We start from the raw sequence: 25,110 nt of genomic DNA, 5'->3' as shown, positions 1-25,110 counted from the left end.
GGGGCGGGCCGGGCGCGGATTCAGATGGCTTGATGGGTGCGGCTTAGTAGTTGCGGAGATCGTCCAGCTCGGTGCTGCCGAAATCCGGGCGGTGCAGGTAGGCGACGATGCGGCCGGCGGTTTCCTCGGCCGACGCCAGCTGTTCATTGGCTTTCAGCTCGCGGAAGCGCTGCACCTGGGCGAAGTCGGCATTGCGGATGGTGGCCTGCATGCCGGTGTCGATCACGCCCGGGGCCAGCGCCACGGCGCGCACGGTGCGCGGGGCTTCGGCCTGGGCGTACTCGGCGTTGACCGAGCGCATGAACATGTCCAGCCCGGCCTTGCCGGCGCAGTAGGCGCTCCAGCCTTCGACCGGGCGGCGCGCCGCGCCGGAGGAGATCGCCAGCACCTTGCGCGGGCAGTCGAACTTCTCGGTGCGCTCCAGGAACGCCGCGGTCATCGTCATCGGCGCCGCCAGGTTGGTCAGCAGGTGCGGCACCAGGGTTTTCTCCTGCAGGCGCGTGACCGGGCCGATCGGTTCGACCACGCCCGCGTTCAGGATCAGCGTGGCGCTGGTCGGCGGGATGTCGAGCGTATCGAGCACGCTGGCGAGCCAGGTTGCGGCGGGGCCGGCCTGCGACAGGTCCTGCAGGTGCCAGGCCACCGGCACGCCGCTCATGGTGGCGATGCGCTCGAGCTCGCTGTTGCGGCTGCGCGCCACGCAGATCAGTCGGTTGCCCGGCACGAGCAGGGCATTGGTCAGTGCCGCGCCCAGCCCGCGCGAGGCGCCGGTGATGATGTAGAGGTGATTGGCTTCGCTCATGGTGCCCCGGTCGGAAAGGCCGCAGCTGCGGCGGTACAGCGATGATCCAGCGATTGCGGTGATGTTGCTGTGCCGCCGCGGGCGGCCCGGTACGGCCTTACAGTCCCTGCTTGAGGCTGGCCTCGATGAACGGGTCCAGGTCGCCGTCCAGCACCTTCTGGGTGTTGGACATTTCCACGTTGGTGCGCAGGTCCTTGATGCGGCTCTGGTCCAGCACGTAGGAGCGGATCTGGTGGCCCCAGCCCACGTCGGTCTTGCCGGCTTCGAGCTTGTCGGCCTCGGCCTGGCGCTTGCGCATCTCGTGCTCGTACAGGCGCGATTTCAGCATCGACATGGCTTCGGCACGGTTGCGGTGCTGTGAGCGGTCGTTCTGGCACTGCACCACGATTCCGGTAGGGATGTGCGTGATCCGCACGGCCGAATCGGTCTTGTTGATGTGCTGGCCGCCCGCCCCCGAGGCGCGGTAGGTGTCCACGCGCAGGTCCGCCGGGTTGACCTCGACCTCGAACGAATCGTCGACCTCGGGGTAGACGAACACCGACGAGAACGAGGTATGGCGCCCGCCCGACGAATCGAACGGCGACTTGCGCACCAGGCGGTGCACGCCGGTTTCAGTACGCAGGTAGCCGAAGGCGTATTCGCCCTCGATCTTGATGGTCGCGCTCTTGATGCCGGCCACGTCGCCTTCGGACTCTTCCAGCACCTCGGCCTTGAAGCCCTTGCGCTCGCAGTACTTCAGGTACTGGCGCAGCAGCATCGAGGCCCAGTCGCACGCTTCGGTGCCGCCAGCGCCGGCCTGGATGTCGATAAAGGCGTTGGCCTGGTCCATCTCGCCCGAGAACATGCGGCGGAATTCCATGCCCGCGACGATCTCCTCGAAGCCCTTGACGTCGGCCTCGATCGCTTCGAGGGTGTCGTCGTCGCCTTCTTCCCTGGCGAGCTCAAACAGCTCTTCGGCGCCGCTGAGGTCGTCGGTGAGCTTGCTGAGCACGCTTACCACGCCCTCGATTGCCTTCTTTTCCTTGCCGAGGTCCTGGGCCCGCTTGGGGTTGTTCCAGACGTCGGGGTCTTCCAGCAAACCGTTGACTTCGTCCAGTCTTCCTACTTTGACATCGTAGTCAAAGATACCCCCGTAGATCTTCCGTTCGCGAACGGAGATCGGAGATGGCACCGGAGATGGCGTTGAGGCGTTCTGCTTCCATGATGTTCCTGCGCTTCGAAAACCTCGAATTATAGCGGATCGGCGCGGCAACCCGGGGCTTCCGGACCGCCTCGGCGGGCCGCGGACCGAACGGATTGGCCGCGGCGCGGTCTATCCGCCGGTGCCGGGCGACGCACGCGGCGATAATACGGGTCGCAAGCCGCCCCCGGCACGACAAAGAACAGGGACGAATGACGCAAACCAGACATGACATCGAACCAGGCCGGCGCCGCGCGCTGGGCCTGCTGCTGGCCGCCGCGGCCGCGGTCGCGGCCGGCTGCGGCACCACGGGCGGTCCCGTGCCGGACGGCTACTACCGCGTCGAGCGCGGCGACACGCTGTATTCGATCGCGCGCAAGCACCGCCGCAGCGTACGCGACCTGACCCGCTGGAACAGCGACATCACCAGCCCCAGCCAGATCGAGGTGGGCCAGCTGATCCGCGTGCGGCCGCCGGGTGGTGCCTCAGGCAGTGCTTCGGCCGGCCAGGTCGTGACCGATACCCCGCGTGTCGACAGCGGCCCGGCCTCCCGGCCGCCCGCCAGCAGCATCCGCCTGCAATGGCCGGCCGACGGGCGCGTCACCGCCGGCTTCGCGCCGCCGGCCAGCAAGGGCCTGAGCATCGCGGTGCCGGCCAACGGCGCGGTGCGCGCCGCCGCCGCCGGGCGCGCCATCCACGTCGGCAACCTGCGCGGCTACGGCATGCTGGTGATCGTCAAGCACAGCGACGACTGGCTGACCGTCTACGGCAACCTGGACCAGCCGCTGGTCACGGAAGGCGCCCAGGTCTCGGCAGGGCAGGACGTGGGCCGCATGGGCGCGAGCCCGAGCGAGCTGCACTTCGAGGTGCGCGGCAACGGCAAGCCAGTGGATCCCGCTGCCTACCTGCCGTCGCGGGGCTGAACGGGGGGGGGAGCCCCCGGGAGCACGCTACTGCGCGTGTTCGATCACCAGCTGCACGCGGGTGACGCCGTTGAAGGTGTTGTTGTCGAGCCGGTAGGCCACCTGTGCGCTGGCGCCGAGCGAGTCGGCATGGTTGAACCAGATCGCGTCGAGGCGCTGGCTGCCGCGCCCGAGCTGCAGCTTCAGGTGCTTGCCCTTGAGCACGCTCTGGCGCAGCACGTCGAACTCGCCGCAGAAGGTCGGCGCCGGGAAGCCCTGGCCCCATACCTGCTGCTCCAGCAGGGTGACGAATTCCGGGCTGAAGCACTGGTCCTCGATATCGCCATCGGTCTCGATCACGCGCGCCAGCTGGTCGTCGGTCAGCCATTCGCGGCCGACCGCCTCGAAGGCTTCCTGGAACTCGGCAAAACGCTCGGCGCGCACGGTCAGCCCGGCCGCCATGGCGTGGCCGCCGAACTTGAGCAGCATGCCGGGATGGCGCTTGGACACCAGGTCAAGCGCATCGCGCAGGTGGAAGCCGGGGATCGAGCGGCCCGAGCCCTTGACGGTGGTCTCGTCGCCCGGGGCGAAGGTGATGGTGGGGCGGTGGAACTTGTCTTTCAGACGCGACGCCACGATGCCGATCACGCCCTGGTGCCAGGTGTCGTTGAACACGCTGACGGTGAAGCGCGCTGAGGGGTCCGGGCCGGCCAGCGGCTGCTCCAGGATCTGCAGCGCCTCCTGCTGCATGCCGGCCTCGATGTCGCGCCGCTCGCGGTTCATGCTGTCCAGCTCCTGCGCGATCTCCCATGCGCGGTTGGCATCTTCCGTCAGCAGGCATTCAATGCCCAGCGACATGTCCGCCAGCCGGCCGGCCGCGTTCAGGCGCGGACCCAGCCCGAAACCCAGGTCGAAGGTATTGGCGCGCGCCGCCTCGCGCCCGGCGGCGCGGAACAGCGCCGCCACGCCCGGCTGCATCCGTCCTGCGCGCATGCGGCGCAGGCCCTGTGCCACCAGGATGCGGTTGTTGGTATCCAGCTTGACCACGTCGGCCACCGTGCCCAGCGCCACCAGGTCCAGCAGCGTCTGCAGCGGCGGCTGCGTGGCCTGGGTATAGACGCCGCGCTGGCGCAGTTCGGCGCGCAGCGCCAGCAGCACGTAGAACATCACGCCCACGCCCGCCAGGTTCTTGCTGGGGAATTCGCAGCCCGGCTGGTTCGGGTTGACGATCACCGCGGCCTGCGGCAGCTCCGACCCCGGCAGGTGGTGGTCGGTCACCACCACGTCGATGCCCAGCGCATTGGCCGCGGCCACCCCGTCGACGCTGGCGATGCCGTTGTCGACCGTGACGATCACGTCCGGCTGCTGCCTGGCCGCCAGCGCCACGATCTCCGGGGTCAGGCCGTAGCCGTACTCGAAGCGGTTCGGCACGATGTATTCCACCCGCGCGCCCAGCATGCGCAGCCCGCGCACGCCCACCGCGCAGGCGGTGGCGCCGTCGCAGTCATAGTCGGCCACGATCAGCAGGCGCTTGCCGGCGGCGATGGCGTCGGCCAGGTAGGCTGCGGCGTGGCCGATGCCCTTCATGGCCGCGGGCGGCACCAGTTCGGGCAGGTCGGTGGCCAGCTCGGCCGCGCGCGCCACGCCGCGCGCGGCCAGGATGCGCGCCAGCGTGGGGTGCAGGCCGGCGGCCGCCAGCGAGCTGGCGTGTTCGGGAGAGTATTGGCGGATGGCGATCCGGGTCATGGGCGGGGCGGCAGGTGATGTTTCAGTAGGGGCGGCGCGTGTCAGGCGGCTTTATGCGGCATAGGCGAGGTCGGACAGCAGTGCGCGCCAGTCGCCGCGCTGGCCCATTCCGCGCCAGAACTTGCGCAGGTCGGCACGGCGCACGGTGAACTCGGCAAAGTGATTCTCGCCGGCCAGCACCAGCGTGATGGCGCCGACCTGGCCGGCCACCAGTGCTTCCAGTGCCGGCGCGAACCAGTCGGCATCCAGCGCATGCATGCGGTCCAGCCACAGGCCCCAGTCTTCGGCGATATGCGCTTCGGTGGCGCTGTCGAGCATGGCCAGCACCGTGCCCTGCACCGCGCTGGCGCCAGCCAGGCCGGCCGGCACCGGCAGCACGCGGCTGCCCGCGGCCAGGGCCAGCCCGCTCAGGAAGGGATCGTTGCTCAGCACCGTATCGGCCAGCCGCGGCACCGGCTGCAGCGCGCCGCCGCCGTACAGCCAGACCGAATTGACCGGCGCCTCGCCGGCGGCCTCGCGGGCCTGGTTGACGCGGTGGTCGTACCAGGTCATCTGGATCTCGTTCTGCAGGCGGCGCCAGTCGCGGGCGCGTTTGCCGGCCTGCATCCAGATATCGATATTGCGGCCCGCCGCGCGCAGCGGCGTGGTCGCCTCCAGCGGGCCGAATACGGCTTCGGGCAGGTACCAGCGCTGCGGGCAGGGTGATTCCAGCGCGATGCCCGATTCCAGCAGCAGTTCGTCGATGGCGGCGCGCAGGGCCGCGGCTTCCTGCGGCCGGATGCCCAGCTGGGCGGGCGGCATCAGCACCAGGTGATCGCGCGCGGCGTGGATGTGCACCGGCTGCAGGCAGGTCCAGGACTGGCCATCGGGGGTGGCGGGGACGGCGCCGCCACTGTCGGCCAGCCGCATATAGGGCGCCAGCGGCACCCGGACCGGGTCCAACCCCGCCTTGCCGGCCAGCCAGCGCTCCTGCGGCAGGCTGCGCAGGAAGGGGTCGTCATGCCGCTCGCGCGGGCCGGGCTCGGCCCGGGTCAGCAACTTTCCGAGCGCGGGCAGCTCCAACTGCCGCAGCAGCGCGCCGGGGACGACATCGTCCCGGCCGTCGTCGCCGGCGCCCGGCGGGACGGAAAAGGGCACAATCAGGGTCAGGTGCGTCATCATGGTGGCGAGATTGTAAACTCCCGGCTGGCCGGCGCCAGTCTTGCGAGAGGCAGGCGGCGCACCCGATGGCCCGCATGCGTGCCGCCGGCGCCCCTGCACCGGGCACCGGCGCTTTCCCGAAACAACAGGAATCCTCTTGAACTTTCCCTACGAGTGGCAGATCGGCTGGCGATACACCCGCGCAAGCAAGCGCGCCAGCCGCAACACCTTCATTTCGTTCATCTCGATGATCTCGATGTTCGGGATCGCCCTTGGCGTGGCCGCGCTGATCGTGGTGCTGTCGGTGATGAACGGCTTCCAGAAGGAAGTGCGCGACCGCATGCTGTCGGTGCTGGCGCATATCGAAGTGATCGGCCCGTCGGCGCTGCCGGACTGGCAGAAGACCGCGGCCGAGGCCTTGCAGAACAAGGAAGTGACCGGCGCCGCGCCCTATGTCGCGGCCCAGGCCATGCTGACCCGCGACGACGCCGTGCGCGGCGTGCTGCTGCGCGGCGTGGAGCCGTCGCAGGAGCCCAAGGTCTCCGACATCGGCAGCCAGTTCCGGGCCGGCAGCATGACGGCGCTGGAGCCAGGCGGCTTCGGCATCGCGCTGGGCAACGAGCTGGCCAACGCCATGGGCGTGCAGGTCGGCGACAAGGTCACGCTGGTGGCGCCGCAGGGCACCATCACGCCGGCGGGCGTGCTGCCGCGGCTCAAGCAGTTCACCGTGGTGGGCGTGTTCTCGTCCGGGCACTTCGAGTTCGACAGCGCGCTGGCGCTGGTCAACATGCATGACGCCGAGACCCTGTTCCGCCTGAGCGGCCCCACCGGCGTGCGCCTGAAGCTGCAGGACATGCAGCGCGCGCCGCAGGTGGCCAACGAGCTGGCCGGCACCATGTCGGGCGAGCTCTACCTGCGCGACTGGTCCAAGCAGAACCGCAACTGGTTTGCCGCGGTGCAGACCGAGAAGCGCATGATGTTCATCATCCTGACGCTGATCATCGCGGTGGCCGCGTTCAATCTGGTGTCGACCCTGGTGATGACCGTCACCGACAAGCAGGCCGATATCGCCATCCTGCGCACCATGGGCGCGCAGCCGGGCTCGATCATGAAGATCTTTATCGTGCAGGGCGTGGCCATCGGCTTTATCGGCACCGTCCTGGGCGTGGCCGGCGGCACGCTGATCGCCACCAATATCGACGTGATCGTGCCTTTCATCGAGCGGCTGCTGCACGTGCAGTTCCTGCCGCGCGATATCTATTTCATCAGCGAACTGCCTTCGGATCCCCGCGTGAACGACATCGCCACCATCGGCATCATCTCCTTCGTGCTGGCCACGCTGGCCACGCTCTATCCCAGCTGGCGTGCCGCCCGCGTCAACCCGGCGGAGGCGCTGCGCTATGAGTGAAGCCGTGTTGCATGCCGATACCCCCACGCCCGCCGCGGACCAGCCGCGCACCGGCTCGCCGGTGCTGGTGGCCGAGGGCCTGACCAAGCGTTTCCGCCAGGGCGAACTCGACGTGGACGTGCTGCGCGGCGTCGATGTGCGCGTCGATGCCGGCGAGAAAGTTGCCATCGTCGGCGCCTCGGGCTCGGGCAAGAGCACGCTGCTGCATGTGCTGGGCGGGCTGGATGAGCCCGACTCCGGCCGCGTCGCGCTGCTCGGCAAGCCCTTCACGGCGCTGCGCGAGCGCGAGCGCAACGTGGTGCGCAACCGCCAGCTGGGCTTCGTCTACCAGTTCCACCACCTGCTGCCGGAATTCACCGCGCTGGACAACGTGGCCATGCCGATGCGCATCCGCGGCCTGACCCAGCATGACGCGCGCGGCGTGGCGCAGGCCATGCTGGAGCGCGTGGGCCTGGGCGGGCGCGCGAAGCACCGCCCGGGCGAGCTGTCCGGCGGCGAGCGCCAGCGCGTGGCGATCGCGCGCGCGCTGGTGGGGCAGCCGGCCTGCGTGCTGGCCGACGAACCCACCGGCAACCTCGACGACCACACCGCCGGCGGCGTCTATGACCTGATGCTGGAGCTGTCGCGCACGCTCGGCACCAGCTTCATCATCGTCACCCACGACCTGGACCTGGCCGGACGCTGCGATCGCGTGCTGCGGCTGCGCGACGGGCACCTGCACCAGGAACGCTGAGCGGGCCGGCCCATGTGGATCGACACCCACTGCCACCTCGACGCCAGCGAGTTCGACGCTGACCGCCAGCAGGTGGCCGACGCGGCCGAGGCCGCCGGCGTGCGCGGCATCGTGGTGCCGGCGGTGGCAGCGTGGAACTTCGAGGCCGTGCGCGCGCTGGCGCGCCACGATGTGCGCTGCGTCTATGCACTCGGCATCCATCCGCTGTGCTCGCCCGGCGCCGGCCAGGCCGACCTTGACACGCTGCGGCGCGAGGTGGCGGCGAGCATGGGCGACCCGCGCTTTGTCGGCATCGGCGAGATCGGGCTCGACTTCTTCGTCGCGGGGCTGGATGCTGAGCACCAGACCTGGCTCTACGCGGAGCAACTGAAGATTGCGCGCGAATTTGACCTGCCGGTGCTGCTGCATGTGCGCAAGTCGCAGGACCAGGTTGGCGCGCAACTGCGCAAGCTGGGCGTGAAGCGCGGCATTGCCCACGCCTTCAACGGCAGCAATGAACAGGCGCGGCGCTTTGTCGAGCAGGGCCTGAAGCTCGGCTTCGGCGGCAACGTCACTTTCAGCCGTGCGCGGCAGATCCGCCGGCTGGCGACGGAACTGCCGCTGGAGGCGCTGGTGCTGGAAACCGACGCACCCGACATGGCGCCGGCGTGGCTGTCTGACGATCAGTTCGGCGAACAGCACAAGGCGCGCAACACGCCGGCGGAGGTGGCGGGCGTGGCGCGTGTGATGGCTGAATTGCGCGGCATCGATGCGATGACGCTGGCGCACGCGACATGGCGCAACGCCGTGGATGCGATGCCGCGGCTAGGAACCTTTGCCGAAAGCATGGCGCCACGACCGGGCCTGAGGTAGACAGGACTTCGCCGGTCAGACTTCGTCGATGCGCCCGCCCTCACCCCAGCCGAATCACCGGCGTGCTGTACTGAATCCAGTCACACAACTTCACTTCCTCCTGACAGCCTGACAAGGTTCCAGCCCCACTGCGGCGGTACAACCGTCTCTGTGCAGAACACGCAGGAGAGTTGTGGTGCGCTGGTTCGTGGTGGCTTTCGTCGCGGGATGCTGGACGCTGCAGCAGCAGTCAATGCTGCCGCCGCAGGATGGCCTGCGCCTCGGTGCTGTGGCGCTGACATTGGTCGCTCTCGGCATCGCCTTGTGGGGCAGGCGCCTGCACGTCGTGCTGCATGGCCTGGCGCTTGCCGGGCTGGCGTTCGGCGCCGCCTTCTGCTGGGCGGCCTGGCGGGCCGAACTGCGCATGCGCGACTGGCTGCCGGCCACGCTGGAGGCGCGCGACCTCGACGTGCGCGGCGTGGTGTCGGGGCTGCCGGCGGATGCCGCCACCGGGACGCGTTTTGCCTTGACTGTGGAGCAGGGTGATGCGGGCCAGCCTCTGCCGCGCCGCGTGATCCTCAACTGGCGTGGCGCACCGCCCGACCTGCGTCCCGGGCAGCGCCTCACGCTGACCCTGCGCCTGCGGCGTCCGCGCGGACTCGCCAATCCTTTTGGTTCTGACTACGCCTATTGGCTGCTGGCGCAGGGCTATGGCGCCACCGGCTATGTGCGCCGCGCACAAGGGCCGCCGCAGGACGCGTCCGCGGAGCGGCTGGCATGGCGCATTGAGGCCGTGCGCGCCGCCGTGCGCGATCACCTGCGCGCGGCGCTGCCGGCCGATGCGCGCTTTGGCGCAGTGCTGACCGCGCTGGTCATTGGCGACCAGCGCGGTATCGATGCGGACGACTGGCAACTGTTCCGGCGCACCGGCGTCAGCCACCTGGTCGCGATCTCCGGGCTGCATATCACCATGATCGCCGGCATGGCGGCGTCGCTTGCCGGGCTGTTGTGGCGGCATTCGTTCGGACTCGGCCGCTGGCTGCGCCGGCCGTTGCCGCTGTGGCTGCCGGCCCGGCAGGCCGCGCTGGTGGCGGCCGTGGCCAGTGCGCTGGCTTACGGCCTGCTGGCCGGCATGCAGGTCCCGGCGCTGCGCACCGTGGCCATGCTCTGCGTGGCGGCCATTGCGGTATGGAGTGCGCGTGCGCCGCCCGCCTCGGTGGTGCTGGCGTGGGCGGCGCTGGTGGCATTGCTGCTGGATCCGTGGGCGGTGATGTTGCCCGGCTTCTGGCTGTCCTTCGGCGCGGTGGCCGTGATCTTCTTCGCGGCCCGGCCCGGCCGGGATGCTTCGACGGAAGGGCGTTGGCAACGCCTGCGGTCCGTGCTCGCCGCCGGGGCGCGCACGCAGTGGGCCGTGACCATCGGGCTGGTGCCGCTGACGTTGCTGCTGTTCGGCCAGGTATCGGTGGTGTCGCCGTTGGCCAATGCGGTGGCGATCCCGGTCGTCAGCCTGCTGGTGACGCCGCTGGCTTTGCTCGGCGCCGCCTTGCCGATGGCGCTGGCCGGGCCGGTGCTGGCGGTGGCCCACCTGGCTATGGTGGCGCTGGCCGCGGTGCTGGGCTGGCTTTCGGCGCTGCCATGGGCGATGTGGGAAGCGGCCAGCGCGGGGCCGTTGGCGCTGGTGCTGGCGGCGCTCGGTGTCGGGCTGCTGGTCGCGCCGGTCGCCACCGCGCGCGCGCGCCTGCACGGCGGGCTGCTGATGTTGCCGATGCTGCTGGCGCGCGGCCCGCCGGTTGCGCATGGCGAGTTCCGCGCGGTGATGCTGGACGTGGGGCAGGGCACGGCGGTGCTGGTGCGAACGCGCGCCCATGCGCTGCTGTATGACACCGGGCCGTCTTATGCGTCGGGATCCAGCGCCGGTGCGCAGGTGGTGGTGCCATTGCTGCGGGGCGAGGGGGTTGGCCGGATCGACCACCTGATGGTCAGCCATGAGGACACCGACCATGCCGGCGGCGTGGCGGACATCACGGCGGCGGTGGCCGTGTCCGCGCGCAGCACCGGAGCGCCTTCCGGTCACGTTCTGCTTGGGTCGGCGGCCAATGACTGGTCGCCATGCGCGGCGGGCCAGCAATGGGAGTGGGACGGCGTGCGCTTTACCGTGCTGCATCCGCTCGCGGAGCAGGCGCAGCAGGCAGCCATTGCCAGCAATGCGCGCAGCTGCGTGCTGCGCGTGGATGCGGCGGCGCACAGCCTGCTGCTGACCGGAGACATCGGCGTGGCGCAGGAGCGTGCGTTGATCGACAGGTTGCCGGCCGAGGTGCTGCGTGCCGACGTGCTGGTGGTGGCCCACCATGGCAGCGGCACCTCATCCGGTGCAGCCTGGCTGGAGGCAGTGCGCCCGTCGGCGGCGGTGTTCCAGCTGGGTTATGCCAACCGCTATCGCCACCCGAGCGGCGAGGTGTGGGAGCGCTACGGCCGCGCGGGCGTCCTGCGCTACCGGACCGATGAAACCGGCGCGGTGACCATGGACACTGCGCCCGGGGGCTTTGCGTTGTCGGTGTTCCGGCAGGCGCAGCCGCGCTACTGGCGGGCGCGGCCGCCGGCGCCGCGTTAGCGTCAACTGGCCTTGCGGCGGCGCGTGCGGGTGGCGGGCAGCGCGGGCGTGGCTGGCTCGGCTGCGGCGGGCCTGGCGCGGTTTCGTGCCGGCGGTACTGGCCGGGCCGGCTCCGCACCGGCAATGCGTCGTTCGCGCAGATGCGCCTTGGCGCGCTGCAGGCGGGGGGCGACGGTGTCGGCGCGCGCAAGCGCCACGCCGGCGGCCAGGACGTCGCCCAGCACCAGGTGGCTGATGCGCGAGGTCATCGGCGTGTAGACCTCGCTGTCTTCCTCGACGTCGGAAAACACGCAGACGTCAGCCAGCCGCGCCAGCGGCGAGCCGCTGTGCGTGATTGCCAGCACGCTGGCGCCGCTGCTGCGCGCCAGCGTGGCAGCGGTCAGCATGTCCCAGGTGCGGCCGCTGTTGGAGACCAGCACGGCCACGTCGCCACGGGCGAGCAGCGCGGCCGACATGCTGAACACGTGCGGGTCGGAATACGCAACCGTCGGCATGCCCAGGCGGAAGAACTTGTGCTGGATATCCAGCGCGACGATGCCGGAGTTGCCGCAGCCGTAGAACTCGATGCGGCGCGCGCCGGCGAGCAGCTGGATGCCATGCTCGATCTGGTCGGCCGACAGCGCATTGCGCACGCTCATCAGCGTGGCAATGGTGCGGTCGAAGACCTTGCCGGCGATGTCCGCGGGGCGGTCGTCGGCCGCGACGTCCTGGTGCACGAAGGGCGTGCCGCCGCCAACGTTCTGCGCGAACTGCAGCTTGAATTCGCGGAAGCCGTCGTAGCCCAGCGCCGCGCAGAAGCGCGCGATGGTGGGCTGCGACACGCCGGCGCGCTCGGCCAGCTCGGGCATCGACAGCCGGATCACGGCGGCGCCATGCCGGGCGACATAGTCGGCCAGGCGGCGTTCAGAAGGGCGGAGCGTGTCGTAGACGGCTAGGATTCGGTCGCGCATGGCGGCGGGAGGCAGTGTCGGGGGTTGCGGATATGTAGAGATTCTACATCGGATGGCGCCGCATCTTGCCCGAAATGGTGCGTCGCCCGCCCTCGGGGTTTGCCCTGATTCCGGGAATTTCTGCGCAATTGTGATGCATGAGCGGGTCGACGGCGTGCTCGCGCTCGGTATAATGGCGGCGATCTGTAGAAAATCTACATGCGATGGCGCGGCATTGCCGCGCCGCCACCAAGCCCACAAGGAACGTCTCCGCCATGCCTTCTGCCGTCCATGCCGAGCTTCTTGCCGTCACCGAGCGCATCGTCGCGCGCAGCCGCGCCAGCCGCGCCGCCTACCTTGCCCGCTGCGAGCGCGCGCAGGCTGAACTGGGGCCGCTGCGCGGCATGTCCTGCGCCAACCTGGCGCACGGCTTTGCCGCATTGCCGGCCAACGACAAGCTGAAGCTGCGCGTCGACCATGCCCCCAACCTGGGCATCGTCACCGCGTACAACGACATGCTGTCGGCGCACCAGCCGTACGAGCGCTACCCCGCCGTGATCCGCGAGGCCGCGCGCGCGGTGGGCGCGGTGGCGCAGGTGGCGGGCGGCGTGCCGGCGATGTGCGACGGCATCACGCAGGGCAACCCGGGCATGGAGCTGTCGCTGTTCTCGCGCGATGCGATTGCGATGGGCACCGCGGTGGCGCTGTCGCACAACACCTTTGATGCGGCGCTGATGCTGGGCGTGTGCGACAAGATCGTGCCCGGCCTGCTGATGGGCGCGCTGCAGTTCGGCCACCTGCCGATGGTGTTCGTGCCGGCGGGCCCGATGGCCAGCGGGCTGCCCAACAAGGAGAAGGCGCGCGTGCGCCAGCTCTACGCCACCGGCCAGGTCGGGCGCGATGCGCTGCTCGAAGCCGAATGCCAGGCCTACCACGGCGCCGGCACCTGCACCTTCTACGGCACCGCCAACAGCAACCAGTTCCTGATGGAAATCATGGGCCTGCACCTGCCGGGCGCGGCCTTCGTGCACCCGGACAGCGGCCTGCGCGATGCGCTGACCGCGGCGGCCGCGCAACGCGCGATCGCCCTGCGCGCGCGCGGCGACGAATACCTGCCGCTGGCGCGCATCGTCGACGAGCGCGCCATTGCCAACGCCATGGTCGGCCTGCTGGCGACCGGCGGCTCCACCAACCACACCATCCACCTGGTGGCGATGGCGCGCGCCGCGGGCATCGTCATCGACTGGAACGATTTCGACCTGCTGTCGCGCATCACGCCGCTGCTGGCGCGCGTCTACCCGAATGGCTCGGCCGATGTGAACCACTTCCATGCCGCGGGCGGCGCCGGTTTCGTCATCCGCGAACTGCTGCAGGCCGGCCTGCTGCATGAGGACGTGCAGACCGTGGCCGGCCCCGGGCTGGCCCGCTATGCGCAGGAGCCGGTGATGGCCGACGGCGTGCTGCGCTGGCGCGACGGCGCGGCGCACAGCGGCGACGCGCAGGTGCTGGCGACGGTCGCGGAGCCTTTCTCGGCCGAGGGCGGGTTGCGGCTGATGCAGGGCAACCTGGGCCGCGGCGTGATCAAGGTCTCGGCGGTGGCGCCGGAGCACCGCGTGGTCGAAGCCCCGGTGCGGGTGTTCGATGCGCAGGAGGCGCTGCAGGCGGCCTTCGATGCGGGCGAGCTGACCGGCGACCTGGTCGCGGTGGTGCGTTTCCAGGGGCCGAACGCCAACGGCATGCCCGAGCTGCACCGCCTGACCCCGGTGCTGGGCGCGCTGCAGGACGCCGGCCACAAGGTGGCGCTGGTGACCGACGGCCGCATGTCCGGCGCGTCGGGCAAGGTGCCGGCGGTGATCCACGTTGGCCCCGAGGCGCTGGCCGGCGGCGCGCTCGCGCGCGTGCGCGACGGCGACCGCATCCGTGTCGATGCCGTTGCCGGCACGCTGCAGTGGCTGGGCGACGAACGTGAATTCGCGGCGCGCGAGCTGGCCGCGGCGCCGGACGACGATTTCGCGCAATTCAGCCTGGGGCGCGGCCTGTTCGGCCTGTTCCGGCGCCACGCGCGCATCGCGGAAGAGGGCGGCAGCGCACTTGACCTGTCCGAGGCGGATGTTGGGGCCGGCGCAGGCGGGCGCCAACGTACCGCAGCGGCGCAAACCGTCGCACAATAGCCAGGCCTGAGGCCGATTTTCCCCTGAAGTTCCCTGCGGGGCGGCAGCGCCCCCCGGACGTCTTTGCGCCGCCGCAAGGACGTCCAGCTGGACCGACAAGGACAGACAAGGATGGCGACACCATCCGATACCAAGACCGACGGAGCAGACATGATCTATATCCTGATGGGCGTTTCCGGCAGCGGCAAGACCACGGTCGGCCAGTTGCTGGCGCAGCGACTGGGCTGCGGCTTCCATGACGCCGATGCATTCCACAGCGACGCCAACAAGGCCAAGATGCACGCTGGCGTCCCGCTGACCGACGAAGACCGCTGGCCATGGCTGGCGGCCATGCGCGCCGCCATCGACGCGGCCCGGGCCGAAGGCCGCACCCATGTGTTCACCTGCTCGGCACTGCGCCAGGCCTACCGCGACCGGCTGACCCCGCCCGACGGCGGCGTGACCTTCGTCTTCATGAAGGGCGATGCATCGCTGATCGGCACGCGCCTGTCCGCGCGCACGGAACACTTCTTCAACCCCGACCTGCTGCAAAGCCAGTTCGATACGCTGGAAGAGCCCAGCGACGCGCTGGTGCTCGACATCCGCCAGTCGCCCGAGGCGCTGGTCGCCACCATCCTGCAGGCCACGGTGCCGCAGGGCGCCGGCGCGGCGCGCTGACCTGCTGACCTCGCCGACCGTTCCGGCCGGCCCCGTTCCCGTGCAGCCCGCAAGCGGCCGCCAGCCTGGCTGGCGGCCGTTTTTGCGTGCGCTGGCAGACATCTTGCTAGTTCACTTTCCGTGCCGGCCGGCACCCGCCAGCTTGCGGGTTTCGCCGGTACGGGTATGCTGAAAGGGCCAGTGACTCGACAGTATCGCCGTGAGCGTCCCGAACGGGCAGGCGCGGCGGGCTGGGGACGGGAAAGCCAGGGCAAAACCAGGGCAGCCGGTAGCGACCACGAAGTCGCAGTGAAGCGGTAGCACCGGAAGCCCGCGACATGGAGGAACGGCCATCATGGCGGGGCGGTATTTCGACGAGATGCTGGACTGGCGCACGGACGGGGCGCAATGGGTTATCCAGGCGGGGCAGGCGTTGCCTGAAGGCGCGGTGCGCCCGCATTACCGGCATTTCGCTGACTGGCTGGCGCGGCAGTCTGAAGGCACGATGGGCAACAAGCGCGCCGAGGCCGACCTGATCTTCCGGCGCGTGGGCATTACCTTTGCCGTCTACGGCGACAAGGATGAAGCCAACAGCGGCACCGAACGCACCATTCCGTTCGACGTGATCCCGCGCATATTCCCGGCGAACGAATGGGCGCTGCTGGAAAAAGGGCTGCGCCAGCGCGTGGCCGCGCTCAACCGCTTTGTCCACGATATCTACCACGGCCAGGACATCATCCGCGCCGGCGTGATCCCGCCCGACCAGATCTACAACAACGCCCAGTACCGGCCCGAGATGCTCGGCGTCAACGTGCCGCACGACATCTATGCGCACGTGGCCGGCATCGACGTGGTGCGCGCCGGCGAGGGCGAGTTCTACGTGCTGGAAGACAACCTGCGCGTGCCCTCGGGCGTGTCGTACATGCTGGAAAACCGCAAGATGATGATGCGGTTGTTCCCGGACCTGTTCGCGCGCAACCGCGTGGCGCCGGTGGCCCACTATCCTGACCTGTTGCTCGACATGCTGCGCGGGGTGTCGCCGCAGGCCATTGCCGATCCCACCGTGGTGGTGCTGACGCCGGGCATGTACAACTCGGCCTACTTCGAGCATGCCTTCCTGGCGCAGCAGATGGGCGTGGAACTGGTCGAAGGCAGCGATCTCTTCGTCGAGGACGACCACCTGTTCATGCGCACCACGCAGGGCCCGCAGCGCGTCGACGTGATCTACCGCCGCGTCGACGACGACTTCCTCGACCCGCTGGTGTTCCGCCACGATTCCTCGCTGGGCGCGGCCGGCTTGCTGTCGGTCTACCGCGCCGGCAACGTGACCATCTGCAACGCCATCGGCACGGGCGTGGCCGACGACAAGTCGATCTATCCGTACGTGCCCGACATGATCCGCTTCTACCTGGGCGAAGAGGCCATCCTCAGCAACGTGCCGACCTATATGTGCCGGCGCCCGGACGACCTGCAGTACGTGCTGGACCATATGGAAGAACTGGTGGTCAAGGAGACCCACGGCGCCGGCGGCTACGGCATGCTGGTCGGCCCGGCCGCCACGCGGGCCGAGATCGATGCCTTCCGCGAAGTGGTGAAGGCGCGCCCGGAGCAGTACATCGCGCAGCCGACGCTGGCGCTGTCGACCTGCCCGACCTATGTGGAGTCGGGCATCGCGCCGCGCCATATCGACCTGCGCCCGTTCGTGCTGTCGGGCAAGGAGGTGCGCATGGTGCCTGGCGGGCTGACCCGCGTGGCGCTGCGCGAGGGCTCGCTGGTGGTGAATTCCTCGCAAGGGGGCGGCACCAAGGACACCTGGGTGCTGGAACGATGAACGCGAACCACATGATGACCGCCGCAACGACCGCCATGGCGACCGCCGCCACGCCAGGAGAGCCCACATGCTGAGCCGCACCGCCGACCACCTGTTCTGGATGGCCCGCTACACCGAGCGCGCGGAGAACACCGCGCGCATGCTCGACGTCAACTACCAGACCTCGCTCCTGCCGCAATCGGCCGAGGTGGCCGAGCAGGGCTGGTGGGCCATGCTCGATATCTCGGAGCTGACCGATGTCTTCGACCACAAGTACGGACTGCTGTCGCGCGACGATGTGATCGACTTCATGGTGCGCGACATGACCAACGCCTCGTCCATCATGAGCTGCCTGCGCGCGGCGCGCGAGAATGCGCGCGCGGTGCGCGGCTCGCTGACCACCGAGGTCTGGGAGACCGTCAACACGACCTGGCTGGAGGTGCAGCGCCTGATCGCCGACGGCGTGCTGAAGGAGGACCCGTCGGCGTTCTTCGAATGGGTCAAGTTCCGCTCGCACCTGGCGCGCGGGGTCCAGTTCGGCACCATGCTCAAGGACGATGCCTTCCACTTCATGCGGCTGGGCACGTTCCTGGAGCGCGCCGACAACACCGCGCGGATCCTCGACGTCAAGTTCCAGGCATCGGGCAGCGACGAGAGCGATGCCAACCGCGACCAGAACGATTTCTATCACTGGGCCGCGGTGCTGCGCTCGGTCTCGGGCTTCGAGGTCTACCGCAAGGTCTATCGCGCGGTCATTACGCCGCAGCGCGTGGCCGAGCTGCTGATCCTGCGGCCCGACATGCCGCGCTCGCTGGTGTCGAGCATGGACGAGGTGGTGGCCATCCTGCATACGGTGCGCAACCAGCAATCGGCGGAAACCGAGCGCCAGGCTGGTAAACTCCACGCCGACCTGAAGTACGCGCGCATCGACGATATTTTCGCGGTCGGCCTGCACGCGTACCTGACCAGCTTCCTGGAGCGCATCGGCGATCTCGGCAATGGCATCAGCCGGGACTTCCTCGTGCCGCTGCTGGCTGCCTGAAATGGGCCGCCGGCAGCCTCCATGTGCCGCCGCCGCGCCCTGATACCGTGAAATACAAGATCCACCACCATACTGTTTACCGCTACGCCGAGCCGGTGCGCCGCAGCGTGCACGAAGTGCGGCTCGAGCCGCGTTCGGGCCCGCTGCAGACGGTGCACCGCTGGCAACTGGTCGCGCCTGGCAATCCGTCGGCGGCGCGCGACGGATTCGGCAATATCGTGCACAACTTCACGGTGGCCGGACCGACCGGCACCATCTCGATCGAAGCCAGCGGCGAGGTGGAAGTGCTGCCGCCGCATGGCGACCTCGACCGGGACGGCCACCATGCGTTCTGCGACGCTCCGCCCCCCGGCGAGTCCCGGGTGTCGCCGCTGTACTTCCTCGGCAGCACGCCACTGACCTCGGCTCCGCCGGAGATGCAGGCGTTTGCCGCGCCGTTCCTGGCGGCCGGGCACGAGATTCCGGCGCTGCTGGCGTTGGCCCAGGGGATTGCGGAGCGGGTGCGCTACAAGCCCAACACCACTGACGTCGGCACCTCGGCGGCCGAGGCCTTCAGCCTGGGCAGCGGCGTGTGCCAGGACCAGGCGCAGGTGATGGTGGCGGCGTGCCGGGCGCTCGGTATCCCGGCACGCTATGTGAGCGGATACTTCTACGATCCGGCCGCGATCGAGATGGCCAGCCATGCCTGGGCCGACGTATGCCTGGACCCGGCGCGCGAGGTGTGGTGCAGCGTCGACATCACCCACGGCTGCCTGACCGACGAGCGTCATATACGCCTCGCGGTGGGGCGCGATTATGCGTCGGCTGCACCAGTCAGGGGCATCCTGGAAGGGGGGTCCGGCGAGACGCTTGAAGTTGATGTGAGCATCACGCCGCTTTTTACCTGATTAGGTGCCTGATTCCAGACAGGGCGCGGTGCCGCAATACGGGCGCTAGAATCCCGGGTATGCAGGCCATCGGCTGGCCACTTCCGGCCGCCGCAAAGCACACCAAAACAAGACCATGACTTACTGTGTAGCCATGCGGCTGGATGCCGGCCTGGTATTCCTGTCCGATTCCCGCACCAATGCGGGGGTAGATGCCATCTCCACGTCGCGCAAGATGACGGTGTTCGAAGAGCCCGGCGACCGCGTGATGGTGCTGATGACCGCCGGCAACCTGGCGATCAGCCAGTCGGTGCGCCAGATCCTGGCCGAGAACCATGACGAGAAGCGCTCGCTGTGGACCGCGCGCGACATGTTCGAGGCCGCTTCCATCGTCGGCGAGGCGGTGCGCCAGGTGCACAAGCGCGATGCGCATGCGCTGCGCGATGCCGGCATCGAATTCAATGTCAGCCTGATCTTCGGCGGCCAGGTGCGCGGTGAACGCGTGCGGCTGTTCAACATCTACGCGGCCGGCAATTTTGTCGAGGCCACGCCCGAGAACTGCTACTTCCAGATCGGCGAGGCCAAGTACGGCAAGCCCATCATCGACCGCGTGGTGCACCCGTCGCTGCCGCTGGCCGAGGGGGCCAAATGCGCGCTGATCTCGATGGATTCGACGCTCAAGTCGAATATCTCGGTCGGCCTGCCGCTGGACCTGCTGGTCTATGAGGCCGATACGCTGTGCGTGACGCGCTTCGTCAACATCGACGAGCGCAACGCCTACTTCCGCATGATCCGCGACACCTGGGGGCAGCGCCTGCGCCAGGTCTTCGGCGAGATCCACAATCCCGAGTGGGATCCCGGCGCGCCCGCGGAATTCTCGCTGGCGCGTCCCGGCGAGGCCGACCGCTGGGGCCAGCCGGTGCGCGCCAAGCGCAATCCGTCGCGTACCCAGGACTGAGGCCGGGCGAGGAAACAAGCGATGCGCGAGATCATTCATTTTTCCCATGCCAACGGCTTCCCGGTGACCACCTACCGCAAGCTGTTCGGCGAACTGGACGGCGACTTCGAATTCCGCGCCGTGGACCGCTACGGGCACAAGCCTGAATTCCCGGTGACGCGCGGCTGGCCGCACCTGGTGGAGGAGCTGCTCGGCGAGATCGACCGCCAGTACCACGAGCCGGTGTGGCTGGTGGGCCATTCGCTGGGCGGCTTCCTGTCGCTGATGGCGGCGCTGCGGCGCCCGGAGCGCGTGCGCGGCGTGGTGATGCTGGATTCGCCGATCATTGCCGGCTGGCGCGCGTCGCTGCTGAAGACCGCCCAGATGTTCGGCATGGACGAAAAGCCCGGCCCGGCGGCGGTGACCAAAAACCGGCGCACCCACTGGCCGGACGCCGAGGCGGTCTGGGAACACTTCCGCGCCAAGCCCAACTTCGCGGTGTGGGACCAAGAGGTGCTGCGCGACTACGCCATCCACGGCACCGAGCCGACCGGCAAGGACAACGAGCGGCGGCTGCGCTTTGACCGCGAGGTCGAATACTGGATCTACCGCACGCTGCCGACCAGCCTGGGGCGCAAGGTGGCGCGCGGCGCGCCGGTGCCGGTCGGCTTTGTCGCCGGCACGCGTTCGCGCGAGGTGCGCCAGTGTGGGCTGGGTGCCACCCGCAAGCTGGTCGGCCCGAATCTGCGCTTTATCGAGGGCGGCCACCTGTACCCGATGGAGCGGCCGCAGGAGACGGCGCAGCTGGTGCGCGACCTGATCGGCGCGATGCGCCGCGAGGGGCGCTGAGGCGGGGTGCGGCGCATGCGCCGCAACGCACCGGGAAAGCCTGTTGCAGCCCCGCCGAGGAGGGGTGCTGTCACAATTTCCGGGTCGGCGGGAATCGGGCTCTCATGTATAATCCCGATTTCCCCGGCAAGCTCGGTTTATGACCAAATTCGTCTTCGTCACCGGTGGCGTCGTCTCTTCTCTCGGCAAGGGCATCGCTGCTGCCTCGCTCGCGGCCATTCTTGAGTCGCGCGGCCTCAAAGTCACCCTCCTCAAGCTAGATCCCTACATCAACGTCGATCCCGGCACGATGAGCCCCTTCCAGCATGGCGAGGTGTTTGTCACGGAAGACGGTGCTGAAACCGACCTCGATCTCGGCCACTACGAGCGTTTCGTCTCGGCCAAGATGCGCAAGTCGAACAACTTCACCACGGGCCAGATCTACGAATCGGTGATCCGCAAGGAGCGCCGCGGCGAATACCTGGGCAAGACCGTGCAGGTGATCCCGCATATCACCAACGAGATCCAGGCCTTTGTCGAAAGGGGCGCCGCGGCGTCGCACGACGGCAAGGCCGACGTGGCGCTGGTGGAAATCGGCGGCACCGTGGGTGACATCGAATCGCTGCCGTTCCTGGAAGCCGCGCGCCAGATGAGCCTGCGCATGGGCCGCAACCACTGCGCCTTCGTGCACCTGACGCTGGTGCCGTTCATTGCCAGCGCTGGCGAGCTCAAGACCAAGCCGACCCAGCACTCGGTGCAGAAGCTGCGTGAAATCGGCATCTCGCCGACCGCGCTGCTGTGCCGCGCCGACCGCCCGATCCCGGACGACGAGCGCGCCAAGATCTCGTTGTTCGCCAATATCCCGCAAGACGCCGTGATTTCGGTGTGGGATGCGGACAGCATCTACAAGATCCCGCAGATGCTCAACGAGCAGGGCCTGGACCGCCTGATCTGCGAGGAACTGCGCCTGGATCCCAAGCCCGCCGACCTGTCGATGTGGCAGAAGCTGGTCAACGCCCAGGAAAATCCCGAGCACGAGATCACCATCGGCATGGTCGGCAAGTACGTCGACCTGACCGAGTCGTACAAGTCGCTGATCGAGGCCCTGCGCCACGCCGGCATGCACACCGCCACGCGCGTCAACATCGAGTACATCGACTCCGAGGAACTGGAATCGGGCCACCTCGAAGTGCTGGCCCCGCTCGACGCCATCCTGGTGCCGGGCGGCTTCGGCAAGCGCGGCACGGAAGGCAAGATCCGCGCGATCCAGTACGCCCGCGAGAACAAGATCCCGTACCTGGGCATCTGCCTGGGCATGCAGCTGGCCGTGATCGAGTTTGCCCGCCACCTGGCCGGCATGACCGATGCCAACTCGACCGAGTTCAACCTGGAAACCGAACACCCCGTGGTCGCGCTGATCACCGAGTGGGTGGACCGCGAAGGCAAGGTCGAGCAGCGCTCGGCCGATTCCGACCTGGGCGGCACCATGCGCCTGGGCGCCCAGCGCGTGCCGGTCAAGGAAGGCACCAAGGCAGCGACGATCTACGGCGCCGAGGTCAATGAACGCCACCGTCACCGCTACGAGGTCAACAACCACTACGTGCCGACGCTGGAAAAGGCCGGCATGGTGATCTCGGCGCGCACGCCGACCGAGAACCTGCCGGAAATGATGGAGCTGCCCGAGTCGATGCACCCCTGGTTCGTCGGCGTGCAGTTCCACCCGGAATTCACCTCGACGCCGCGTGACGGCCACCCGCTGTTCAAGGCCTACGTCGAAGCCGCGCTGGCCAGCCAGCAGCGCAAGGGCGCGTAAGCCCCGGCGGCAAGCAGGAGAGACAGTCATGAAACTCTGTGGATTCGAGGCCGGCCTCGACAAGCCGTTCTTCCTGATCGCCGGTCCGTGCGTGATCGAGTCGGAGCAGATGGCGCTGGATACGGCCGGCGAGCTCAAGGCCATCACCGCCGAACTGGGCATCCCGTTCATTTACAAGTCGTCGTTCGACAAGGCCAACCGTTCGTCCGGCAAGTCGTTCCGCGGCCTGGGGATGGAAAAGGGCCTGGAGATCCTGGCCACCGTCAAGCGCGAGATCGGCGTGCCGGTGCTGACCGACATCCACGAGATCGACGAGATCAAGCCCGTCGCTGCCGTGGTGGACGTGCTGCAGACGCCGGCCTTCCTGTGCCGCCAGACTGATTTCATCCGTGCCTGCGCCCAGAGCGGCAAGCCGGTGAACATCAAGAAGGGCCAGTTCCTGGCGCCGCATGACATGAAGAACGTGATCGACAAGGCGCGCGATGCCGCGCGCGAAGCCGGTCTGCCTGACGATGTCTTCATGGCCTGCGAGCGTGGTGTCTCGTTCGGCTACAACAACCTGGTGTCCGACATGCGCTCGCTGGCGATCATGCGCGAGACCGGTGCCCCGGTGGTGTTCGACGCCACCCACTCGGTGCAGCTGCCGGGCGGCCAGGGCACCAGCTCGGGCGGCCAGCGCGAGTTCGTGCCGGTGCTGTCGCGCGCCGCCGTCGCCACCGGCGTGGCGGGCCTGTTCATGGAAACGCACCCGGACCCGAGCAAGGCCATGTCCGATGGCCCCAACGCGGTGCCGCTGTCGCGCATGAAGGAACTGCTGGCCGTGCTCAAGGACCTGGACACGCTGGTCAAGCGCGCCGGTTTCCTGGAAGACAACTTCGGCTGGCCGGCCTGCGCCTGAGCAGGCCCGGTCTTGTCACCACCGCAATGCCGGTGGTGACAAACCATATCGAAAGACAATACAAAAAATCGGGAGATTCTCCATGGCCGCGGGCTATATCATCGCCTACGTCGACGTGACCGACCCCCAGCAGTACGAAGAATACAAAGTGCTCTCGAGCAAGGCCATGCAGGTCCATGGCGCCGAAGTGCTGGTGCGCGGCGGCAAGACCGAGCCGCTGGAGGGCGAGTGGGCGCCGACCCGCGTCGTGGTGCTGAAATTCCCCAGCTATGAAGCCGCCAGGTCGTTCCATGACGGCGAAGCCTATCGCGCCGCCCGCAAGGCGCGCGAGCACGCGGCAAAGATGAACATGATCGTGGTGGAAGGCGCTGCCTGAGGGTTGCCGGGCAGTTTGACATGCGCCTGACACGGGCACAGGTTGAAGTAATCAGCAGCAGCAAGAATCAACAGTCAGAGAGGAATTCATGAGTGCAATCGTAGATATCATCGGTCGCGAGGTTCTCGACTCGCGCGGCAACCCCACCGTCGAATGCGACGTGCTGCTGGAATCCGGCGTGATGGGCCGTGCGGCAGTGCCGTCGGGCGCCTCGACCGGTTCGCGCGAAGCCATCGAACTGCGTGACGGCGACAAGTCACGTTACCTGGGCAAGGGCGTGCTGAAGGCCGTCGAGCACATCAACACTGAAATCTCCGAAGCCATCATGGGCCTGGATGCCTCCGAGCAGGCCTTCCTGGACCGCACCCTGATCGACCTCGACGGCACCGAGAACAAGGGCCGGCTGGGCGCCAACGCCATGCTGGCGGTGTCGATGGCCGTTGCCAAGGCCGCCGCTGAAGAAGCCGGCCTGCCGCTGTACCGCTACTTCGGCGGTTCGGGCGCGATGCAACTGCCGGTGCCGATGATGAACATCGTCAACGGCGGCGCGCACGCCAACAACAGCCTGGACATCCAGGAATTCATGATCATGCCGGTGTCGCAGACCAGCTTCCGCGAAGCCCTGCGCTGCGGCGCCGAGATCTTCCACGCGCTGAAGAAGATCCTGGCCGACAAGGGCATGTCCACCGCGGTCGGCGACGAGGGCGGCTTCGCCCCCAACTTCTCGTCCAACGAGGAATGCCTGAACACTGTGGTGCAGGCCATCGAGAAGGCCGGCTACCGTGCCGGTGAAGACGTGCTGCTGGCGCTGGACTGCGCCGCCAGCGAGTTCTACCACGAAGGCGAAGGCGTGTACCAGCTGGAAGGCGAAGGCCTGAAGCTGTCGTCGACCCAGTTCGCCGACTACCTGGCCAACCTGTGCGACAAGTTCCCGATCGTGTCGATCGAGGACGGCATGGCCGAAGGCGACTGGGACGGCTGGAAGACGCTGACCGAGAAGCTGGGCACGCGCGTGCAGCTGGTGGGCGACGACCTGTTCGTCACCAACACCAAGATCCTGAAGGAAGGCATCGAGAAGGGCATCGGCAACTCGATCCTGATCAAGATCAACCAGATCGGCACGCTGACCGAAACCTTCGCCGCCATCGAGATGGCCAAGCGCGCCGGCTACACCGCCGTGATCTCGCACCGCTCGGGCGAGACCGAAGACAGCACCATTGCCGATATCGCCGTGGGCACCAACGCCGGCCAGATCAAGACCGGCTCGCTGTCGCGCTCGGACCGCATGGCCAAGTACAACCAGCTGCTGCGCATCGAGGAAGACCTCGGCGATATCGCCAGCTACCCGGGCAAGGGCGCGTTCTACAACCTGCGCTGACACCTTGCCCTGCCGTTCCCGCTTGCGCGGGAGCGGCAGCAAGCGGATGGAATGGCGGGGGGGGGGGGGGGGG

General features: G+C 68.4%; 22 protein-coding genes. 16 read left to right on the top strand and 6 right to left on the bottom strand.

Translation table 11 applies throughout. The features are described 5' to 3' along the window. Nucleotides 1-43 precede the first annotated feature (43 nt). Both AC3WRR_RS19855 and prfB read right to left on the bottom strand, forming a co-directional pair. The gene (locus AC3WRR_RS19855; protein ID WP_010809016.1) at nucleotides 44-802 is read right to left on the bottom strand and encodes an SDR family oxidoreductase; all 759 of its coding nucleotides are present in this window, start codon (nucleotides 800-802) and stop codon (nucleotides 44-46) included. A 97-nt stretch (nucleotides 803-899) separates the two neighbouring features. After that, a protein-coding gene (prfB, locus tag AC3WRR_RS19850) for a peptide chain release factor 2 (RefSeq protein WP_099045607.1) occupies nucleotides 900-2,004 on the bottom strand; the annotation gives its coding sequence in 2 pieces (ribosomal slippage) (nucleotides 900-1,922 and nucleotides 1,924-2,004; 1,104 coding nt in all). 190 nt (nucleotides 2,005-2,194) lie between these two features. Between prfB and AC3WRR_RS19845 the strand changes: the two genes are divergently transcribed. Further along, a complete protein-coding gene (locus tag AC3WRR_RS19845) occupies nucleotides 2,195-2,905 on the top strand; it encodes a peptidoglycan DD-metalloendopeptidase family protein (RefSeq protein WP_058696915.1) in 711 nt (236 codons plus the stop codon). A gap of 27 nt (nucleotides 2,906-2,932) precedes the next feature. On the opposite strand, the gene recJ is transcribed toward AC3WRR_RS19845, so the two are convergent. Together recJ and AC3WRR_RS19835 are read right to left on the bottom strand one after the other, a co-directional pair. Then, on the bottom strand, nucleotides 2,933-4,630 hold the full coding sequence (gene recJ / locus AC3WRR_RS19840) for a single-stranded-DNA-specific exonuclease RecJ (protein ID WP_010809013.1): 1,698 nt from the start codon (nucleotides 4,628-4,630) through the stop codon (nucleotides 2,933-2,935). A 51-nt stretch (nucleotides 4,631-4,681) separates the two neighbouring features. Next, a complete protein-coding gene (locus AC3WRR_RS19835; protein WP_492297904.1) occupies nucleotides 4,682-5,791 on the bottom strand; it encodes a hypothetical protein in 1,110 nt (369 codons plus the stop codon). 136 nt (nucleotides 5,792-5,927) lie between these two features. On the opposite strand from AC3WRR_RS19835, the gene AC3WRR_RS19830 reads away from it, so the two are divergent. The 4 genes from AC3WRR_RS19830 (at nucleotide 5,928) to AC3WRR_RS19815 (ending at nucleotide 11,353) form a co-directional block, all read left to right on the top strand. Then, entirely contained in the window at nucleotides 5,928-7,178 is a 1,251-nt protein-coding gene (locus tag AC3WRR_RS19830; RefSeq protein ID WP_010809011.1) for a lipoprotein-releasing ABC transporter permease subunit, read from the top strand. After that, nucleotides 7,171-7,911 (top strand): lipoprotein-releasing ABC transporter ATP-binding protein LolD, encoded by a 741-nt coding sequence (gene lolD, locus AC3WRR_RS19825; RefSeq protein WP_010809010.1) that lies wholly within the window; start codon nucleotides 7,171-7,173, stop codon nucleotides 7,909-7,911. The genes AC3WRR_RS19830 and lolD overlap by 8 nt, the downstream gene beginning before the upstream one ends. Before the next feature lie 12 nt (nucleotides 7,912-7,923). Beyond that, nucleotides 7,924-8,763, top strand: coding sequence for a TatD family hydrolase (locus AC3WRR_RS19820; RefSeq protein ID WP_010809009.1), 840 nt, complete (start codon nucleotides 7,924-7,926; stop codon nucleotides 8,761-8,763). Between the two features lie 175 nt (nucleotides 8,764-8,938). After that, nucleotides 8,939-11,353, top strand: coding sequence for a DNA internalization-related competence protein ComEC/Rec2 (locus tag AC3WRR_RS19815; protein ID WP_492297901.1), 2,415 nt, complete (start codon nucleotides 8,939-8,941; stop codon nucleotides 11,351-11,353). Between the two features lie 2 nt (nucleotides 11,354-11,355). Here the strand turns inward: AC3WRR_RS19815 and AC3WRR_RS19810 are convergent, their stop codons facing one another. Then, entirely contained in the window at nucleotides 11,356-12,303 is a 948-nt protein-coding gene (locus tag AC3WRR_RS19810; RefSeq protein ID WP_011614917.1) for a MurR/RpiR family transcriptional regulator, read from the bottom strand. A gap of 43 nt (nucleotides 12,304-12,346) precedes the next feature. Further along, nucleotides 12,347-12,559, bottom strand: coding sequence for a hypothetical protein (locus tag AC3WRR_RS19805; RefSeq protein WP_136227752.1), 213 nt, complete (start codon nucleotides 12,557-12,559; stop codon nucleotides 12,347-12,349). Between AC3WRR_RS19805 and edd the strand changes: the two genes are divergently transcribed. The 11 genes from edd to eno all read left to right on the top strand — a co-directional run bounded on the left by edd (nucleotide 12,558) and on the right by eno (nucleotide 25,037). After that, nucleotides 12,558-14,453 (top strand): phosphogluconate dehydratase, encoded by a 1,896-nt coding sequence (gene edd, locus AC3WRR_RS19800; RefSeq protein ID WP_011614918.1) that lies wholly within the window; start codon nucleotides 12,558-12,560, stop codon nucleotides 14,451-14,453. The two genes, AC3WRR_RS19805 and edd, sit on opposite strands and share 2 nt — an antisense overlap. 150 nt (nucleotides 14,454-14,603) lie before the next feature. Beyond that, on the top strand, nucleotides 14,604-15,110 hold the full coding sequence (locus tag AC3WRR_RS19795) for a gluconokinase (RefSeq protein ID WP_037024362.1): 507 nt from the start codon (nucleotides 14,604-14,606) through the stop codon (nucleotides 15,108-15,110). A 334-nt stretch (nucleotides 15,111-15,444) separates the two neighbouring features. Then, nucleotides 15,445-16,920 (top strand): circularly permuted type 2 ATP-grasp protein, encoded by a 1,476-nt coding sequence (locus tag AC3WRR_RS19790; RefSeq protein WP_010809004.1) that lies wholly within the window; start codon nucleotides 15,445-15,447, stop codon nucleotides 16,918-16,920. Nucleotides 16,921-16,987: 67 nt separating this feature from the next. Continuing rightward, nucleotides 16,988-17,941 carry an alpha-E domain-containing protein gene (locus AC3WRR_RS19785; RefSeq protein WP_010809003.1) on the top strand — a complete coding sequence of 318 codons (954 nt, stop codon included), beginning with the start codon at nucleotides 16,988-16,990 and terminating at the stop codon, nucleotides 17,939-17,941. 47 nt (nucleotides 17,942-17,988) lie between these two features. Beyond that, entirely contained in the window at nucleotides 17,989-18,828 is an 840-nt protein-coding gene (locus tag AC3WRR_RS19780; RefSeq protein ID WP_193385847.1) for a transglutaminase family protein, read from the top strand. 115 nt (nucleotides 18,829-18,943) lie between these two features. Then, a complete protein-coding gene (locus AC3WRR_RS19775) occupies nucleotides 18,944-19,765 on the top strand; it encodes a proteasome-type protease (RefSeq protein ID WP_010809001.1) in 822 nt (273 codons plus the stop codon). Between the two features lie 21 nt (nucleotides 19,766-19,786). Next, a complete protein-coding gene (locus AC3WRR_RS19770; protein ID WP_010809000.1) occupies nucleotides 19,787-20,593 on the top strand; it encodes an alpha/beta fold hydrolase in 807 nt (268 codons plus the stop codon). Between the two features lie 139 nt (nucleotides 20,594-20,732). Further along, the gene (gene pyrG / locus AC3WRR_RS19765; RefSeq protein ID WP_010808999.1) at nucleotides 20,733-22,385 is read left to right on the top strand and encodes a CTP synthase; all 1,653 of its coding nucleotides are present in this window, start codon (nucleotides 20,733-20,735) and stop codon (nucleotides 22,383-22,385) included. A gap of 28 nt (nucleotides 22,386-22,413) precedes the next feature. After that, nucleotides 22,414-23,283, top strand: coding sequence for a 3-deoxy-8-phosphooctulonate synthase (gene kdsA, locus AC3WRR_RS19760; protein ID WP_010808998.1), 870 nt, complete (start codon nucleotides 22,414-22,416; stop codon nucleotides 23,281-23,283). Between the two features lie 82 nt (nucleotides 23,284-23,365). Continuing rightward, nucleotides 23,366-23,659: a DUF1330 domain-containing protein gene (locus tag AC3WRR_RS19755; protein WP_058696912.1), complete on the top strand. Its 294-nt coding sequence runs from the start codon at nucleotides 23,366-23,368 to the stop codon at nucleotides 23,657-23,659. 88 nt (nucleotides 23,660-23,747) lie between these two features. Next, a complete protein-coding gene (gene eno / locus AC3WRR_RS19750; protein WP_010808996.1) occupies nucleotides 23,748-25,037 on the top strand; it encodes a phosphopyruvate hydratase in 1,290 nt (429 codons plus the stop codon). The last annotated feature ends 73 nt before the right edge of the window (nucleotides 25,038-25,110 follow it).

Source organism: Cupriavidus sp. FW305-3-2-15-C-LB2 (assembly GCF_058787575.1).
This window is presented reverse-complemented; position numbering and strand designations above follow the sequence as displayed.